Here is a 17885-nt window from a genome sequence, read left to right as displayed (position 1 = left end):
CGACGGATGGTGCATGGAAACCCAATCGCAATCCCGACCGATCGTTGGCATCTTCTGGATGCTGTTCACCGGTTTGATGTTCGTCGCCGTCACGGCGGTGGTCAAACACGTCGGTGATGACGTGCCAGCGGCGCAGGCGGCGTTTTTGCGCTATGTTCTGGGGCTGGTGTTTCTGCTGCCGATGATCAAACCGATCATGGCCGCGCATCTGACGGGGCGACAGAAAAAACTCTTCTGGGCGCGGGGTCTGGTACATACGCTCGCCGTGATCCTGTGGTTCTTTGCCATGGCGCGCATCCCAATCGCGGAAGTCACAGCGATGAACTACCTCTCGCCGGTCTATGTGTCGCTTGGCGCCGCGCTGTTTCTTGGTGAGCGACTGCCGCCGCGTCGGTTGGCGGCGGTGATTATGGCCTTGGTCGGGGCGATGATCATCCTTCGCCCCGGCGTGAAGGAAGTGGAGATTGGCCATATTGCGATGCTCGCCACAGCCGTCTGCTTTGCCGCTGGGTACCTGATTGCCAAGCAACTGTCGGGCGAAGTCTCTGCTCCCGTTGTTGTCGGCATGTTGTCGATAACCGTGACTATTGGTTTGGCGCCGTTCGCCTTGGCGGTATGGGTGACACCCACGTTGCCGCAGCTGGGCTGGCTTTTCCTTGTGGCCTGTTTTGCCACCGCAGGACATTATTCCATGACACTGGCCTTTGCCGCTGCACCACTGACGGTGACGCAACCGGTCACATTCCTGCAATTGGTCTGGGCGGTTCTTTTAGGTGCGGTCGTCTTCGGAGAGGCGGTGGACGGATGGGTGATCTTGGGTGGCGCGGTGATCATGGCATCTGTCAGCTTTATCACATGGCGCGAGGCTGTCGCGCGGCGCAACGTAACCCCTGCGACGCATGCAACAAAAGTCTGACTAAGTGCAGAAATTTCAGCTCGGGCTGAGACGCGCCAAGAGCGACGCTTGGGTCACGACGCCAATGGTCTGGCCATCCTCACTCACCTGTAAACCGGCAGCATCGATGCCATGAATAATGTCTTGGACTGGCGTTTCTACGTCAATCGTCGGGCCATTCGAGGCGCCTTGCGTCATCACATCGCGTGCGGTCAGCACGCCAAGCGGGTTCATATGGGCCACGAAATCGGCTACATATTCATTGGCGGGATCAGTAAAGATATCGCGCGGCGTGCCGCATTGTACGATCCTGCCGCCCTCCATAATCGCGATGCGATTGCCGATCTTGAAAGCTTCATCAAGGTCATGGCTCACAAAGATAATCGTCCGTCCGCGTTCCTTTTGCAGCTCCAGCAGCTCGTCCTGCAGGCGTGTCCGGATCAAAGGATCGAGGGCTGAGAAGGGTTCGTCCATCAGCAGGATGGGCGCGTCGGTGGCAAAGGCGCGCGCAAGTCCCACGCGCTGTTGCATACCACCGGACAGCTCGCCCACCAACGCATCGGCGCGATCTGCCAAGCCAACCATTTCTAATTCCTGATCGACACGTTTGATCCGCGCCGTCTTCTCCATCCCGCCCAGTTCGAGACCAAGGCCGACGTTATCACGTACGGTGCGCCACGGCAGCAGGCCAAACTGCTGAAACACCATCGACACGCATTCGCGGCGCACCCGGCGCAGATCATTGGCGGAGCTGTTGCCGACACTGCAACTCCAATCGCCGTCGTGGATCGGACTTCGCCCCGGATCACCGGGTTCAGACCGTTCACGGCGCGCAGCAACGTCGATTTGCCAGAGCCGGACAGGCCCATCAGCACCAGGATTTCGCCGACCTCGACATCAAGCGAGCAGTTATGCACGCCCAAAATCTGGTCGGTCTTCTCGCGGATTTCCGGACGCTCCAACCCCTGATCCATCAAAGGCAGGGCGGTCTCGGGCTTGGCCCCAAACACGATCGAGACATTGTCAAATTCGACGGCATTCATTCCACACCCTCCATTCGTTCAAAGCGTAGGACACCGACAATGCCGTCTCGGCCGACATCCTTGGGATGGTTCTGACCGTCGTTCACGATGACCTCGGACAGGAAGGGCGTCTGCCCCTCAAGGCAGGCCAGATTGACACCGATTTCTGCGGTGTTCGAGCGGCGGTTGTGATGCGTGTATATCCCGCAGGTCTTGCAGAAATAATGTGCCGCGACCTTCGTATTGAATTGATAGCGCGTCAGGTTGTCTTGCCCGGCGGTATAGGTAATGTCCTCTTTGGCCGCCGAAACAGCAACGGCACCGCGCCGCGCGCAAAGCGAACAGTCACAACGCCGCGCCGTCGCTATGCCATCTGACAGTTTCACCGTGAACGTCACCGCGCCGCAATGGCAGCTTCCATTCATCACGGTCATTTCTGCTTCACCCGCAGCATACGGTCCAGCATGATCGCGACAACGACGATGACAAAGCCGCTCTCAAAGCCAAGCGATGTATTCACCGTGTTGAGCGCGCGGATCACCGGTACGCCCAGCCCGCTTGCACCAACAAGTGCCGCGATAACAACCATCGACAGCGACAGCATGATCGTTTGGTTCAAACCTGCCATGATCTGCGGCAGTGCTGAGGGCAGTTCGACTTTGAATAGGACTTGGCTCTTTGTGGCACCAAACGCCTGTGCGGCTTCCAGCAGGGGGTGGGCGTTGAAGACACGCCAAGGTACGTCAAGCGGATCGGGGCGGGCAGCACGAAGATCACTGTGGCGATCAATCCGGGCACCATGCCGATGCCAAAGAAAACAATTGCTGGGATCAGATAAACAAAGGTGGGGAGGGTTTGCATCAGGTCCAACACCGGCACCATCGCACGATAAAGGCGCGGTCTGTGTGCCGCTGCGATGCCAATGGGCACGCCAATGCCCATGCAAACCACGCAAGCGGATAAGACGAGCGTCAAAGACTGCATCGTCTCTTCCCAATAGTCCTGATTGAGGATGAAGAGAAAACCAATCACCACAAACAGCGGTGTTTTCCAGTTGCGTTGCAAAGCCCATGTCAGCCCTGCAAAAGCAGCAATCACAAAGAGCGGATGCGGTGTTTCCAGAACCCAAAGAATCCCGTCGATCAGTGCTTCCATCGCATCCGACAACCAATCAAAAAAGAACCCAAGGTTGGCGTTCATCCAATCAAAAACGGATTTCGCCCATTTCCCGATCGGGATTTTATTTTCCGTGAGCCAATCCATGCCGCACCTTCACCCTTCAACGGAAGCAGGCCCCAAAACCGGGGCCTGCTTCACTTTCTTACATGCCCAATGACGCTTTCACCGCAGCAACAGCATCGCCACCATCTTTGGTGGTCACGCCGTCAAGCCAGCCCATGAACGCATCCGGATTGGCAGACAGCCATGCGGTCGCGGCATCGGCAGGGTCTTCACCATCGTTGAGGATCGCGCCCATAATCTCGTTCTCCATCGCAAGAGAGAATTCGAGATTGTTCAGCAGTGCGCCAACGTTCGGGCAGCTTTCGACATAGCCAGCGGACGTGTTGGTAAAGACAGTCGCGCCACCAAGGTTTGGACCAAACCAATCATCGCCACCTTCAAGGTAGGACATGTCAAAGTTCGCGTTCATCGGGTGTGGCTCCCACCCAAGGAACACAATTGGCTCATCTCGGCCCGAGGCCCGATCAACCTGTGCCAGCATGCCTTGCTCAGAGCTTTCGACGACTTCAAACTCATCAAGTCCAAAAGCACCATCCGCGATCATATCCATGATCAGGCGGTTGCCGTCGTTGCCCGGCTCAATCCCAAAGATCTTGCTATCCAGCGCATCGGCATTCGCCGCGATATCCGCAAAGGTGGCGATCCCCATGTCGGCAGCGGCTTTGTTCACGGCCAGCGTATACTTCGCGCCTTCAAGGTTCGCGCGCACGGTATCGACGGTGCCTGCCTCGCGATACGGGGCGATGTCACCTTCCATTGTGGGCATCCAGTTGCCAAGGAAGATGTCCACATCACCTTCTGCCAGCGAGATGTAGGTCACGGGCACGGACAGCACCTTGATGTCGGTCTCATAGCCAAGCGCTTCCAGTACAACGGTTGTTGCTGCGGTTGTCGCTGTAATGTCAGTCCAGCCAACGTCTGAGAATGTGATGCTGTCGCAGTCAGCAAAAGCAGGTACGGCAGCAACTACGGCCAGTACGGATAGCGTCGATTTCAATTTCATGTCTTTCTCCCAGGTTTTTCTTGATTGACGAGTCAATAAAGAACGATTTATCTGCTCGGGTCCACCTATTTGAGGAAATCATGCCCAAGCTTGGAATGGAACCTATCCGCCGCGCCGCTTTAGTGAAAGCCACGATTGATGAAATCGGGGCGGTGGGCAATTTGGATGTGACAGTGAGCAATATTGCCAAGCGTGCTTAAGATGTCTTCGGCGCTTGCGCATCACTACTTTGGCGGGAAGGAACAGATTTTTCTGGCGGCGATGCGGCACACGCTGGCACTCTATGCGGCTGAGGTGCGCGGGGCGCTTGCCGGTGCCAATGGCCATATCGCGCGGCTGGAAGCGATCATTCGTGCTTACTTTGCCTCGTCAAATTTTCAACCCGAGGTGATCGCGGCATGGTTGAACTTCTACGTTCTTGCACAGACATCCGCGTCCGCGCATGACTTGCTGCGCATCTATCAGCGGCGGTTGCACAGCAATCTGATGTATGATCTGCGCCCTCTGCTAGGGGATCGTGCAGATGGTGCGGCGACAAGAATCGCAGGCTTAATCGACGGGCTTTATCTGCGTCAGGGGCTGTCGCGGGCCAAGACGGAAAAATCAGATGCCACCAAGCAGGCACTGGCACTGCTGAAAATCGAACTTGAGGGGCGGGCCCAATGACGAAACCAAACATCCTGATCATTATGGTCGATCAGTTGAATGGCACGTTCTTTCCCGATGGCCCGGCTGATTGGCTTCATGCGCCAAACCTGAAGGCACTTGCGGCACGTTCAACCCGCTTTGCCAATGCCTATACGGCCTCCCCGCTATGCGCGCCGGGGCGGGCCTCTTTCATGTCAGGGCTGCTGCCGTCCCGCACAGGCGTCTACGACAATGCGGCTGAATTTGCCTCTTCGATACCAACATATGCACACCATTTGCGGCGTGCTGGATATCAGACATGCCTATGCGGCAAGATGCACTTTGTTGGGCCCGACCAGTTGCACGGCTTTGAAGAGCGGTTGACCACAGACATCTATCCCCCCGATTTCGGCTGGACCCCGGACTATCGCAAACCCGGCGAGCGGATCGATTGGTGGTATCACAATATGGGCTCTGTCACCGGGGCAGGGGTAGCCGAGATTACCAATCAAATGGAGTACGATGACGAGGTTTGCTACAACGCGACCCGCAAGCTCTATGATCTCGCGCGCGGCCATGACGACCGGCCGTGGTGCCTGACCGTCAGCTTTACGCATCCGCATGACCCCTATGTGGCGCGCAAGAAGTACTGGGACCTCTATGAAGACTGCGATCATTTGCTGCCGGAGGTCGGGCCGATCCCCTATGAGGACCAAGACGCCCACTCTCAGCGCATCCTCGATGCCAACGACCGCGATAACTTCACCATCACCGAGGACCACATCAAACGCGCTCGCCGCGCGTACTTCGCGAATATCTCTTACCTCGATGACAAGATCGGGGAGGTGCTGCAAACGCTGGAAGACACGCGGCAAGAGGCAACAATCCTCTTTGTCTCAGACCACGGTGATATGCTGGGCGAGCGGGGGCTTTGGTTCAAAATGTCCTTCTATGAGGGATCGTCGCGGGTGCCCTTGATGATCGCAAGCGGCCAGATGGAGCCGGTGCTGAACACCACGCCCGTCAGCAACATCGACGTGGCCCCGACGCTCTGTGACCTGGCGGGCATCGACTTGTCCGAAGTGGAACCGTGGACCACCGGCGAGAGCTTGGTGCATCTTGGCCAAGGCGGCACCCGCGACACGCCTGTCGCGATGGAGTACGCGGCTGAGGGCAGCTATGCCCCACTCGTTTCACTCCGCTATGGCAAGTGGAAGTACAATCGCTGCGCACTCGATCCCGACCAGCTTTTTGATCTGGAAGCTGACCCGCTTGAGATGACGAACCTCGCTGCAGAACCCGCCCACCAAGGCACGCTCACCCAACTCCGCGCCAAATCGGAAGCGCGCTGGGATCTGACCCAATTCGACGCTGCCGTACGGCAGTCACAAGCCTGCCGCTGGGTGGTTTATGAAGCACTGCGCAACGGCAGCTATTTCCCATGGGATTACCAGCCGCTGCAAAAAGCGTCTGAACGCTACATGCGCAACCACATGGACCTCAACGTGCTGGAAGAAAACCAACGCTTCCCGCGTGGTGAATAGCCCCCTTAATCCCGAAGGTTACAAGCAACATGCAAGCTGATTACGTTATCGTCGGTGCAGGCTCGGCTTACTGTGCCATTGCCTACCGTTTGGCCGAGGCTGGCAAACAAGTACTGGTTATTGAGCACGGCGGTTCTGACGCGGGCCCCTTCATCCAGATGCCAGCGGCCTTGTCTTACCCGATGAACATGAAACGCTACGACTGGGGTATGAAATCTGAACCCGAACCGCATTTGGGTGGGCGCGAGCTGGTCACGCCACGTGGCAAAGTCATCGGCGGATCGTCCTCGATCAACGGCATGATTTATGTGCGCGGCCATGCCTGTGACTATGATTATTGGGCTGAAAGCGGCGCGCACGGCTGGTCTTACGCGGACGTTCTACCTTACTTCAAACGCATGGAGCACTGGCACGATGGTGGCCACGGCGGCAACCCGGACTGGCGCGGCAAGGACGGCCCGCTGCATGTCACCCGCGGGCCGCGCAAAAACCCACTGACCCGCGCTTTTGTCGAGGCCGGGCGGCAGGCGGGTTATCCGGTTACGGGCGACTATAATGGTGAACAGCAGGAAGGCTTTGGCCCGTTTGACGCCACGATCTACAAGGGCAAACGTTGGTCGGCGGCAACGGCCTATCTGCGACCGGCTTTGAAGCGGCCCAACTGCACTATCACCCGCGCACTGGCGCGCCGGATCATCATTGATAACGGTCGCGCAACCGGGGTCGAGGTGAGCCGTGGCAGCAAGATCGACGTGATCACCGCGAACAAAGAAGTCATTATTGCGGCCTCATCGCTAAACTCACCCAAGCTCTTGATGCTCTCTGGCATTGGTCCGGCAGCACATCTGCAAGAGCACGGCATAGATGTGGTGGCTGACCGCCCCGGCGTCGGCCAAAACCTACAGGACCACCTTGAGCTCTACATCCAGCAATCGGCCACCAAACCGGTCTCGCTGTTTTCCTATTGGAATATCCGCGGCAAGGCGAAGATCGGGTTGGAATGGCTGTTGTGGAAAACCGGGCTTGGCAGCTCCAACCAGTTTGAAAGTGCTGGCTTCATTCGCTCCAAGGCAGGCATCAAATACCCCGACATCCAATACCATTTCCTGCCGATTGCCGTCAGCTATGATGGTAAGATCATTCCTGATGGGCATGGCTATCAGGCGCACGTCGGGCCGATGCGATCCCAATCGCGCGGGCAAGTCACACTCCGTTCCGCCGATCCGAACGATCATCCGAAAATCGAGTTCAACTACATGTCTCATCCTCAGGATTGGGAGGATTTCCGCACCTGTATCCGCCTGACCCGGGAAATCTTTGCACAGCCCGCCTTTGACGAATTCCGCGGTCGCGAGATTCAGCCGGGCGATGCCGCCCAAAGCGATGACGAACTGGATGCCGTCATCCGTGAACACGCCGAAAGCGCTTATCACCCCTGCGGCACGTGTAAAATGGGCGATCCCAATGATCCGATGGCGGTGGTTGACCCCGAAACACGTGTCATTGGGGTCGAGGGGTTACGGGTCGCAGACAGTTCGATTTTCCCACGTGTGACCAATGGGAACACCAACGGGCCGTCAATTATGGTCGGTGAAAAAGCCGCAGATCATATCCTGCAGCGCAACCCGCTGTCACCTTCAAATGATCGCCCTTGGATTCACCCCGCGTGGGAAAGCGAACAGCGCTAACCGGCCTGTCACGGCGTTAACACATTTTTAACCTTTCTTAACGAACTGGCTTGAAGCGGCGCCGGATCACCCTCTACCTCAGGGTATGATCCGCGTATTTTCTGTCTTGCTGACACTTGTTTGTCTGCCCGCATTCGCCGCGCCCAACGGCATAATCCGTGTGATTGACGCGGATACCATCGACGTGGGTGGCACGCGGGTGCGGCTCTTTGGTATAGACGCACCCGAAATGGGCCAGCCCTGCCGTGCAGAAGGGCGCGAATGGGACTGCGGGGCATGGGCCCGCGATGCGGTGCGCAACCGGTTCGATGGTGCCTATGCGCGTTGCCAACAACGCGACACGGACCGTTACGGCCGGGTCGTTGCGCAGTGCAGCGTCAATGGGCAGGACATGGGCCAGTTGATTGTCTATTCGGGTTTGGCATGGGCCTTCCGGCGTTACTCTGAGACCTACGATCTGGATGAAAAGGCCGCCGCTATTGCGGAACGTGGGCTCTGGGCGGTCGAGGTCGCGATGCCGTCAGAGTACCGTGCTGCGCGCGCCGTCGATGACCTGGCACCGCAGCAGAACTGTGCCATCAAAGGCAATATCTCGTCCGGCGGGCGCATCTACCATATGCCCGGTCAAGAGCACTACGCACGCACCCGGATCAACCCCGCCAATGGGGAACGCTGGTTCTGTTCTCGGGCTGATGCGGAAGCGGCAGGCTGGCGCGCTGCGCGCAGATAATGGGCCCGTCTTGATCCGCATCAATGTGGGTCGGCATGTGTCGCGCTAGCCTGAGTGCGACCAACAACAAAGGACCCAATAAATGTCGCACACACCGCACGAACTGATGGAAGAGTTCCCTGATCAAGTTGACGTCATGCACGCGCTGAAAGAAAAAGACGCGCATTTCGCGCGGCTTTATGATGAGTATCACGAGATCAACCGCGCGATTCATCGGGCCGAGACGGATATCGAGCCAACCGACGATCTGCATATGAACGAAATGCGCAAGCAACGTATGCTGCTGAAAGATCAAATCGCGGCGGCCTTGCGCAGCTAGTCCAACTGATACGGCAAAATGCCCCGGCGGTCGGGATCGACCCGGAGTTGTCGCTCAAGCGGCGGCACCGACCGTTGGTGGCATTTGCGACGTTCGCAAATCCGGCATGAGATGCCGATTGGCGCATAGGCTTCTGCCGCACCAAGATCCATATGGTCTGCGTAAACGAGGGCGGGCGCGTGTTTCACCTCGCATCCCAGCCCGATTGCATAGCGCCGGGTCGGGACGTCGTATGCGCCGCCTGACTTGCTGACGTCGCGGGCGAGGCAGAAGTAGCGCGCGCCATCGGGTGTCTCTGCCAATTGGCGCAGGAACTGGCCGGGCAGCTCAAACGCCTGATGCACGTTCCATAGCGGGCAGGCCCCACCATAGCGCGCGAATTGCAGTGTCGTGGCGGAATGCCGTTTGGTGATCGTTCCCGCCTGATCGACGCGTACAAAAAAGAACGGAATGCCCTTGGCACCAGGGCGCTGCAAGGTCGAGAGCCGGTGCGCGACTTGTTCCAGTGATGCGCCAAAGCGTGCAGAAAGCACTTCGAGATCATGCCTTGTGGCCTGCGCAGCCGACAGGAATGCGACATAGGGCATCAGGGCCGCACCGGCGAAGTAATTTGCAAGACCCACCTTTGCGATACTGCGGGCCTCATCCGATTGAAATCTGGCAAGGTCGAGCGTCGCCTCCAGCAAGGGTTCCTGCGCAATCAGCGCCAGTTGCAATAAAAGCTGGAACGTCTGCGTCGCCCCATTGGCAAATTCCGAAATCGTCAGGGTTTTGGCGGCAGCATCATAATGACGTACATCAGCAATATCCCGGAACACCGTCTTGATACCGTGGCTGTCCAACATCCGAATGGCAGCATCCGCCATCGCCTCACCGGGGCTGGTCCGACTGGCAAACCGCTCAGCTGCGCGGTCGACAGCGTCGATGTAGTTGTCGCAGTAGTGAAAGAAATCGCGCACCTCTTCCCATGGGCTGGGTTGCAAACGGGCGTCTTCGCGGCCAAGGGCTTCGTCCAGTGATGCCAACCGCTCATGTGTCTGGCGATAGGCGGCGTGCAGGTCGAGGAATGCGCGCGCCAGGGCAGGGGCGTTCGCGGCGGCAAGGCGCATATCAGCGAGCGCGGGCGCAGGGCCGGTGAACACAGGGTCGGCCAGTGCTTCACGCATGTCACCGACCAATCGTGCCTCATCGCCGGATTGCAACTCGGTCACATCAAAGCCGAATTCCTGGGCAAGACCCAACACCACCGCCGTCGACACGGGGCGGTTGTTGTTCTCCATCTGGTTCAGATACGGCAAAGACACGCCCAGCTTTTCGGCAAACGCCTTTTGCGTCAGCTCTAACCGCCCACGCAATTCACGAAGCTTCGCGCCAGCATAGAGTTTTTGAACCGCCATATTGTACCTTTGCAGATTTGCTAGTTTACATTAGCTATTGCAAAGAGGGCGTCAAGCGATCCGCTTTTCCCGCCAGACAACAAACAGCACCGCAAATAGCCCAAGGACTGACGTGCCGAGCATGAGCAGTTGCAAGGGCATCGTTCCGGTTTCGACTGTCAGAATCCCGCCTGCGAATTGCGACAGAGCCGCGCCACCACCGATCATAATCGCACCACCCAACCCGCTTGCTGTGCTTACCAAGTGGGGACGTACGGAAATGGACCCCGCCATCACGTTAGGCAACATCACACCATTGCCAAGGCCAAGGAATGTGCAAAAGCCAAAGAAGTTCAGCGGATGGTTAACACCAGAAAGCGTCAGGATCGCAGAAAGCCCCAAGCCGACGATGGTAATCAGCGTGCCGATGATCGCCATGCGGTTGATGCCAAGCCTGACCGAGAAGCGCCCCGAGAAATAGTTCCCCAAAGCATAACCGATTGCCGGGGCGCCAAGGGCGATACCACTCCACAAGGGTGACAATCCAAAGATATCGCTGGCCACAAAAGATGTGCCGCCCAAGAGTGCGAAGAATGCGCCCGAGCCGAAGGCCGCGCAGAGAACATAGCCCCAGAAACGCGGCGAGCGGAACAATTCGGGATAGGTCCTGAGTTGATCGCGAAAACTCGTGCCTTCACCTTGCACCGTCTCGCCGAGGTCTAGATAAACCAGCGCCAGTGTCGCGAGCCCCGCTGCTGACAGGAACACAAACGTGGCCTGCCAGCCGAACGCCTGCTCCAGCCCGCCGCCAATCATCGGGCCGACCATCGGGACCAGGGCCATCCCCATGGTCACATATCCAATCATCGACGCAGCCTCGTCCTGGGGGACGATATCGCGGACAATGGCGCGCCCCAGCGCCATTGAGGTTGCAACCGCAGCTTGCATAATGCGGAAAAAGAGAAATACCTCGACCGTGGTCGCCAGCAACGCGCCGATGGTGGCCACGACAAAGATCACCAGCGCGCTCAAGACCACAATCCGTCTGCCAAAGCGGTCTGAGATCGGCCCAATAAAGACTTGCAGCACAGCCGTCGCCGCCAGATAGCCGGACAGCGCAATCTGCATGATCGCATAGTCGGTGTCGAAATAGGTTGTCATCGCAGACAGCGAAGGCAGGAAAATTGACATGTTGAGCGCAGCCATACCGGTGATCAACACGAGGGTCAGGATATGTGGTGGTGTGGTCCGATCCAAAAAACGGATCGTCGGGAGGGTGGTCATGCGACAGGTTTATGCCCCTGGCCGAGCCTTGTCCACCACTGCTTTATTTGCAGTTTTGCAAATTTTAGTTTGTGCTAACTCTATAGTTTGCAAATATTCCTATTGCCCCTTCTTTCTACCCGCGCTGCGCGTTAAGGATGTGCAGCAAAAGGCGAGGGTGTGATCCGATGGATGTATTGCAGGAACTGGAAACGCGGCGCGAAGCGGCCCGTATGGGCGGCGGCGAAAAGAGGATTGCCGCACAGCACAGCAAGGGCAAGCTGAGCGCACGCGAGCGGATTGAACTGCTGCTGGATGATGGCTCATTCGAAGAGTTCGATATGTTTGTGGCCCACCGCTGCACTGACTTCGGAATGGAAAAAGACCGCCCCGCGGGTGACGGTGTTGTGACCGGCTGGGGGACGATCAACGGTCGCCTTGTTTATGTGTTCAGTCAGGACTTCACCGTGATGGGTGGCTCGGTGTCTGAAACGCACGGCCAGAAAATCTGTAAGATCATGGATATGGCGGTGCAGAACGGCGCCCCGATCATCGGGATCAACGATTCAGGTGGTGCGCGCATTCAGGAAGGTGTGGCGAGCCTTGCGGCTTATGGTGAGGTCTTTCAGCGCAACATCACCGCCTCTGGCGTTGTGCCGCAGATCAGCCTGATCATGGGTCCAACAGCTGGTGGCGCGGTTTACTCACCTGCAATGACCGACTTTATCTTCATGGTCAAAGATAGCTCATACATGTTTGTCACCGGGCCGGATGTTGTGAAAACCGTCACTAACGAACAGGTCACGGCTGAGGAACTGGGTGGTGCAGGTACGCATACAAAGAAGTCTTCGGTCGCGGATGCCGCCTTTGAGAACGATGTCGAAGCGATCGCCGAGGTGCGCCGTCTGGTGGATTTCCTGCCGCTGCACAATCGTGAAAAGCCGCCGGTACGCCCGTTTTTTGATGACGTGAACCGGGCTGAGGAAAGCCTTGATACCCTGGTGCCTGACAACCCGAACATGCCCTACGACATGAAAGAGTTGATCACCAAGTTGGCGGATGAGGGTGATTTCTACGAGATCCAAGAGGAGTTCGCCAAGAACATCCTGACCGGTTTTATTCGTCTTGAGGGGTCTACCGTTGGTGTTGTGGCCAACCAACCGATGGTTTTGGCCGGATGTCTGGATATTGATGCCTCACGCAAGGCGGCCCGCTTTGTGCGTTTCTGTGATGCTTTTGACATTCCTTTGCTGACTTTGGTTGATGTGCCCGGTTTCCTGCCCGGTACGAGCCAGGAATACGGCGGCGTGATCAAACATGGCGCAAAGCTGCTTTATGCCTATGGCGAGGCGACGGTGCCAAAGGTGACGGTGATTACCCGTAAGGCCTATGGGGGCGCTTACGTCGTGATGGCGTCCAAGCATTTGAATGGTGACTTCAACTACGCCTGGCCGACATCCGAGATTGCGGTGATGGGTGCAAAGGGTGCGACCGAGATTATTCACCGCGCAGACCTGAACGATCCTGAAAAACTCGCCAAGCATACACAAGACTATGAAGACCGCTTTGCCAACCCGTTTGTTGCAGCCGAGAAGGGCGTGATTGATGAGGTGATCATGCCGCAGTCGACACGCAAACGGATATGCCGGGCTTTTGCATCATTGCGGACCAAGCAGGTGCATACGCCCTGGAAAAAGCACGACAATATCCCACTGTGATCCCGGCCCGTCATCATAAGCCTGCGCAAAGCAGATCTGCAGCTAAGCGCGGTGGCAAGAATATGCCGAGCGCACGCCGCTGGCCCGACACCATATCTGGAGCCGCTTTTGTGCGATGCCCGAAATATAGACCATGCGGCGCACGCCCGCCCAAAATCTGAGTCTTTGCTGCAACATCACGCGCAGTTCGCCTTGGAGGTCTTTGAGAACGCTGTCTTTTTGCCTATTGTGACCTCACGCGAAGTGGATATCGCGCTCTCGTGGGGCAAGGGTGGCGCAGATCGCCTAGAACCCTGCACAAACAGAGGCAGGCAAATACAATGGTACAAGGACTTATTGCTTTTTCGGTCGCAGCGCTCATGGCGCTTGTTGCCGTATCCGGCAGCCAAGACCGTGCGCCGCTGCAAGTCACATCGGATGCAGCTGCGCAACAGCAGGTCAATTACGACCAGTTGGTTTACTAACGCTCACTGTTTTGGGCGGGCTTTCGGGCCCGCCCAACCCGCGCGTTCCATGACAGGGCGCGCATATGGCTAACCTTCCCTACATGGACAAACATCGCGGTTTTCCCGGGCGCCTGCCGGGAACCGATTTTCAGTTCACGCTGCGCCGGGCAAACAAGGGTGGGGCGACAGCGCTGACCGAACGCATACGTTATCCCGATCGCCGTCCGCCCGACCGACGTGCGGATGCCGGTTTTATGCAAGCCCTGTGGGAGCACTTCGGCAAAGAGCCTTTTGTACGCGGCAATCTGGATGCCGGACGGCTGAGCTGGCTGTTTGGCCGTGAGGTCGTTCCGGCCGAAGACCCGTTTGATCCGGCGAGCTATGAAGCAATGCTACGCATCGACGTGGACGTTGCACGGCAGACATTCCCCGAAATCGTTGGGGATGGATGATGACGCGGTCGAAGATGAACATTGCATTAACGAAACAATCTAAGCGGGAATTCGCTCATTCCGGGTTTATCGCGCAACAATGCTATCCACATGCATCTTCTTTTGCCAAAGTAGAGACTGTAGCGGCACTCTCCAGTTTTTGTGCTGCTGCAAATTCTCTATACCGTTACCCTTCCCCTGATCGGCCTGCTTACTCACCAAGCAGGCCGATAACGGAAATCCGCTTGCGCAGGGCAAAAATCACGGATGATATTGGATATCACGGTGAAATTGCTATTCATCGTGGCGCAGACCGCACCAATTGTGGGGCGGCCGAAATAACAATGATAGGCTTAAGATTATGCAAAAGACATCAATCATCCTTGCGACAGTGGCAGTATTTGGTTTGGCAGGTTGCCTCGACAATGACGTGGAGCGCGGCGTTGCTGGTGCAGGCGCTGGCCTCGTGGCTGCAGAAGTGCTGGGCACAGATCGCACAGGTACAATGCTTGCTGGTGCAGCCGTCGGTGTGCTTTGCGACGACGCTGGCATCAACGCTTGTAACTAAGACAGACAATCGCGCCCTGACCGGGCGTGCAATGAATAGAGGCCGTCGTCGGGGTGATACCCCGGCGGCGGCTTTCTCGTTTTGGGGGACGTAAGACAATGTTCAAGAAAATTCTCATCGCCAACCGTGGTGAAATCGCCTGCCGGGTCATCAAGACCGCCCGAAAAATGGGGATCAAGACGGTGGCGATCTATTCAGACGCCGACCGCAACGCGCTGCATGTGAAAATGGCGGACGAAGCGGTGCACATTGGTCCGCCCCCGGCCAACCAATCCTACATTGTCATCGATAAGGTGATGGACGCGATCAAACAGACCGGAGCTGAAGCGGTGCACCCCGGCTATGGTTTCCTGTCTGAAAACCCCAAATTCGCGGACGCGCTTGAGGCCGCTGGCGTTGCTTTCATCGGCCCCCCAAAGGGCGCGATCGAGGCGATGGGTGACAAGATCACATCGAAGAAGATCGCCCAAGAAGCCGAGGTGTCTACCGTACCGGGTTATATGGGTTTGATTGAGGATGCTGAGGACGCCGTGAAGATCTCAAACGAGGTCGGTTACCCGGTGATGATCAAGGCCTCTGCCGGTGGTGGCGGCAAGGGTATGCGCATCGCGTGGAATGATGACGAGGCCCGCGAAGGTTTCCAGTCGTCAAAAAACGAAGCGGCCAACAGCTTTGGCGACGACCGTATCTTCATTGAAAAGTTTGTCACCCAGCCGCGCCATATTGAAATTCAGGTGCTTTGCGACGGGCACGGCAATGCGGTTTATCTGCATGAGCGTGAATGCTCGATCCAGCGCCGCAACCAAAAGGTCATTGAAGAGGCACCGAGTCCTTTCCTTGATGAAGCCACCCGCAAAGCGATGGGCGAACAGTCTGTCGCTTTGGCGCAAGCGGTGGGTTATACCAGTGCCGGTACGGTTGAGTTCATCGTTGATGGTGACCGCAACTTCTATTTCCTTGAAATGAACACACGTTTGCAGGTTGAACACCCTGTGACAGAGCTGATCACCGGCATCGACCTTGTCGAACAGATGATCCGCGTTGCTGCGGGGAAAAGCTGCCGTTCCGGCAGTCTGATCTGAAAATCAACGGCTGGGCGATGGAAAGCCGTCTCTATGCCGAAGACCCCTATCGCAACTTCCTGCCCTCCATCGGGCGTCTGACTCGCTATCGCCCACCGGCGGAGGAGGCGACCGAAACGCGTGCCGTGCGTAATGATACCGGCGTCTATGAAGGCGGCGAGATCAGCATGTATTATGATCCGATGATCGCGAAGTTGTGCACATGGGCGCCGGACAGGGCCACGGCGATTGAAGAAATGCGTCTTGCGTTGGATGGGTTCGAATTGGAAGGGATCGGGCATAACTTGCCGTTCTTGGCCGCCGTTTACGACCACCCTAAGTTTACTAGCGGGAACATGACGACCGCCTTCATCGAAGAGGAATACCCTGACGGGTTCGAAGGGGTCACCCTGGACGAGGATGCGTGCGAGCGCGTCGCTGCGGCTGCCGCCGCCATGCACCGTGTTGCAGAAATCCGACGTACCCGCATTTCAGGCCGGATGGATAACCACGAACGCCATGTCGGCGAGGATTGGGTGGTGAAACTACAAGGCGACGCGCATGAGGTGAAGATCAATGCCGACAAGACCGGGGCCGATGTTGCGATCAACGGCAAAACGCTGCGGGTGGAAAGCGATTGGACACCGGGCGATCCACTTGCGCGTCTGACCGTGGATGGCGCGCCGCTGGTGCTGAAGATTGGCAAAATCTCGGGCGGCTTCCGCGTGCGCTATCGCGGGGCGGACATCAAGGTGCATGTACGTACCCCGCGTCAGGCGGAACTGGCGGCATTGATGCCAGAGAAACTACCGCCCGACACATCCAAGTACCTGCTTTGCCCAATGCCCGGTTTGATCGTGAAGGTCGATGTGGCCGAAGGTGATCAGGTTCAGGAAGGTCAGGCGCTTTGCACCGTCGAGGCGATGAAGATGGAGAACATCCTACGCGCGGAAAAGAAGGGCACGGTGAAGAAGATAAATGCCGGTGCGGGCGACAGCCTCGCGGTCGATGAAGTGATCATGGAATTCGAATAGATGCGAGATTGGTTGCCATATACGGCGGCCTTTGGGTTGGCTCTGCTGTCCACCTTTGGCGGTTTCGCCTTGGGCGTTAGGACCGTGATGTCGGGATATGGCTATGATGTGCCTGCTTTTTTCGCGGTGGTTTTCTTGCTTCCCGTGATTGTGGGCTACGGGGTCTTTGTGATCAGCTATGCAGCTTTTTCAGACCGTTGGCTTGGTTGGGTGAATGCCACCGTTGGAGCTGTCTTGGTCGTCGCAGTCACAACCGGTTGCTTCCTTTTGATAAAAGAATTGGCTGAGCACCACGTCTTATATAGCACGTGGATCAACGTTTTTTTGATGTTGATCCTTGTTTGCCTGTTTGTCGGAGGGCGCTTGCTGCTCAAGCGCGCGTCACTTGTTTAGCCGCCGCTATTCGCCCAGCAACCGGCGATCTGAAATCTCTTGCTGTCGCAATGGCATCTTGTCGATGGACCGCGATAATTCACGCACGCTCCACGGCGATGGCTTGCGCAGGGCGACCCGCCCGTCTTTGGCGACCAAGGCCATCATGTATCCGCGCGGGCGCAGTTCGGTGCGCAGCGCTGTCTGTGCTGACCGATCTGTATCCGTAATGATGATCACATCGCGCTCTGCCAATTGGTCGATACCGGCGAGCAGCAGATCCATTTGCTGCTGGAAACGTGGGTCATTGGGTGTGTCCGCAAACACGACCAAGGGGCGCGCCACCCAGTTGAGTTCATCCAGGGTGATCTCAGCCCCGTCAAACACCTGGGTTCGGTCTTCTTCCCAGCGTTCCAGAACGGTTTTTTCTTCTGCCATTGCGGGCAGGGCGATCAGGGCGGCGAGGGCTATGTTCATCAATAACTTCATGAACTTCGATATAGAGGCGCTTGCGCCAAAAGCTAAGGGGCAAGTGCAATTTGGCAC

At 57.3% G+C, this 17885-nt stretch carries 15 protein-coding genes and 4 pseudogenes; 12 read left to right on the top strand and 7 right to left on the bottom strand.

The genetic code is table 11. From position 1 onward, the window contains the following. Positions 1-13 precede the first annotated feature (13 nt). A complete protein-coding gene (locus QTO30_RS07545; RefSeq protein WP_340423555.1) occupies positions 14-916 on the top strand; it encodes a DMT family transporter in 903 nt (300 codons plus the stop codon). 15 nt (positions 917-931) lie between these two features. On the opposite strand, the pseudogene choV reads toward QTO30_RS07545, so the two are convergent. From choV to choX, 4 genes and pseudogenes are all read right to left on the bottom strand, one after another. Beyond that, positions 932-1938 (bottom strand): annotated as a pseudogene (gene choV / locus QTO30_RS07540) (choline ABC transporter ATP-binding protein). After that, positions 1935-2342, bottom strand: a complete 408-nt coding sequence (locus QTO30_RS07535; protein WP_445327182.1) for a GFA family protein — start codon at positions 2340-2342, stop codon at positions 1935-1937. The pseudogene choV and the gene QTO30_RS07535 overlap by 4 nt, the downstream one beginning before the upstream one ends. Positions 2343-2347: 5 nt before the next feature. After that, positions 2348-3180: pseudogene (gene choW / locus QTO30_RS07530) on the bottom strand (choline ABC transporter permease subunit). A gap of 58 nt (positions 3181-3238) precedes the next feature. Continuing rightward, on the bottom strand, positions 3239-4162 hold the full coding sequence (gene choX / locus QTO30_RS07525; protein WP_340423552.1) for a choline ABC transporter substrate-binding protein: 924 nt from the start codon (positions 4160-4162) through the stop codon (positions 3239-3241). 80 nt (positions 4163-4242) lie between these two features. Between choX and betI the strand changes: the two are divergent. From betI to QTO30_RS07500, 5 genes and pseudogenes are all read left to right on the top strand, one after another. Beyond that, positions 4243-4828: pseudogene (gene betI / locus QTO30_RS07520) on the top strand (choline-binding transcriptional repressor BetI). Continuing rightward, positions 4825-6333, top strand: coding sequence for a choline-sulfatase (betC, locus tag QTO30_RS07515; protein WP_340423550.1), 1509 nt, complete (start codon positions 4825-4827; stop codon positions 6331-6333). Before betI ends, betC begins: the two are co-directional and overlap by 4 nt. Before the next feature lie 29 nt (positions 6334-6362). Beyond that, the gene (gene betA, locus QTO30_RS07510) at positions 6363-8021 is read left to right on the top strand and encodes a choline dehydrogenase (RefSeq protein ID WP_340423549.1); all 1659 of its coding nucleotides are present in this window, start codon (positions 6363-6365) and stop codon (positions 8019-8021) included. A gap of 85 nt (positions 8022-8106) precedes the next feature. Continuing rightward, positions 8107-8751: a thermonuclease family protein gene (locus QTO30_RS07505; RefSeq protein WP_340423547.1), complete on the top strand. Its 645-nt coding sequence runs from the start codon at positions 8107-8109 to the stop codon at positions 8749-8751. Positions 8752-8833: 82 nt separating this feature from the next. Beyond that, positions 8834-9070 (top strand): YdcH family protein, encoded by a 237-nt coding sequence (locus tag QTO30_RS07500; protein WP_340423546.1) that lies wholly within the window; start codon positions 8834-8836, stop codon positions 9068-9070. On the opposite strand, the gene QTO30_RS07495 is transcribed toward QTO30_RS07500, so the two are convergent. Both QTO30_RS07495 and QTO30_RS07490 read right to left on the bottom strand, forming a co-directional pair. Next, positions 9067-10467, bottom strand: coding sequence for a helix-turn-helix domain-containing protein (locus tag QTO30_RS07495; RefSeq protein WP_340423544.1), 1401 nt, complete (start codon positions 10465-10467; stop codon positions 9067-9069). The two genes, QTO30_RS07500 and QTO30_RS07495, sit on opposite strands and share 4 nt — an antisense overlap. A gap of 51 nt (positions 10468-10518) precedes the next feature. Further along, the gene (locus QTO30_RS07490) at positions 10519-11730 is read right to left on the bottom strand and encodes a multidrug effflux MFS transporter (RefSeq protein WP_340423543.1); all 1212 of its coding nucleotides are present in this window, start codon (positions 11728-11730) and stop codon (positions 10519-10521) included. Positions 11731-11897: 167 nt separating this feature from the next. Here QTO30_RS07490 and QTO30_RS07485 point away from each other — a divergent pair, with 167 nt between their 5' ends. The 6 genes and pseudogenes from QTO30_RS07485 to QTO30_RS07460 all read left to right on the top strand — a co-directional run bounded on the left by QTO30_RS07485 (position 11898) and on the right by QTO30_RS07460 (position 17360). Next, positions 11898-13427: an acyl-CoA carboxylase subunit beta gene (locus tag QTO30_RS07485; RefSeq protein ID WP_340423541.1), complete on the top strand. Its 1530-nt coding sequence runs from the start codon at positions 11898-11900 to the stop codon at positions 13425-13427. Positions 13428-13747: 320 nt separating this feature from the next. Next, the gene (locus QTO30_RS07480; protein WP_340423540.1) at positions 13748-13891 is read left to right on the top strand and encodes a hypothetical protein; all 144 of its coding nucleotides are present in this window, start codon (positions 13748-13750) and stop codon (positions 13889-13891) included. Positions 13892-13974: 83 nt separating this feature from the next. Then, positions 13975-14325: a hypothetical protein gene (locus QTO30_RS07475; protein WP_445327181.1), complete on the top strand. Its 351-nt coding sequence runs from the start codon at positions 13975-13977 to the stop codon at positions 14323-14325. A gap of 340 nt (positions 14326-14665) precedes the next feature. Then, a complete protein-coding gene (locus QTO30_RS07470; protein WP_340423537.1) occupies positions 14666-14872 on the top strand; it encodes a hypothetical protein in 207 nt (68 codons plus the stop codon). 98 nt (positions 14873-14970) lie between these two features. Then, positions 14971-16967 (top strand): annotated as a pseudogene (locus QTO30_RS07465) (acetyl-CoA carboxylase biotin carboxylase subunit). Next, the gene (locus QTO30_RS07460) at positions 16968-17360 is read left to right on the top strand and encodes a hypothetical protein (RefSeq protein ID WP_340423536.1); all 393 of its coding nucleotides are present in this window, start codon (positions 16968-16970) and stop codon (positions 17358-17360) included. A gap of 6 nt (positions 17361-17366) precedes the next feature. Here QTO30_RS07460 and QTO30_RS07455 read toward each other — a convergent pair whose 3' ends face one another. Beyond that, entirely contained in the window at positions 17367-17816 is a 450-nt protein-coding gene (locus QTO30_RS07455; protein ID WP_340423535.1) for a DUF4174 domain-containing protein, read from the bottom strand. Positions 17817-17885 lie beyond the last annotated feature (69 nt).

Origin of the sequence: Yoonia sp. GPGPB17 (assembly GCF_037892195.1) — a bacterium.
Taxonomy (GTDB): Bacteria; Pseudomonadota; Alphaproteobacteria; order Rhodobacterales; family Rhodobacteraceae; genus Yoonia.
The sequence above is the reverse complement of the archived record's forward strand: the minus strand, read 5'-3'. Positions and strand labels throughout refer to the sequence as shown.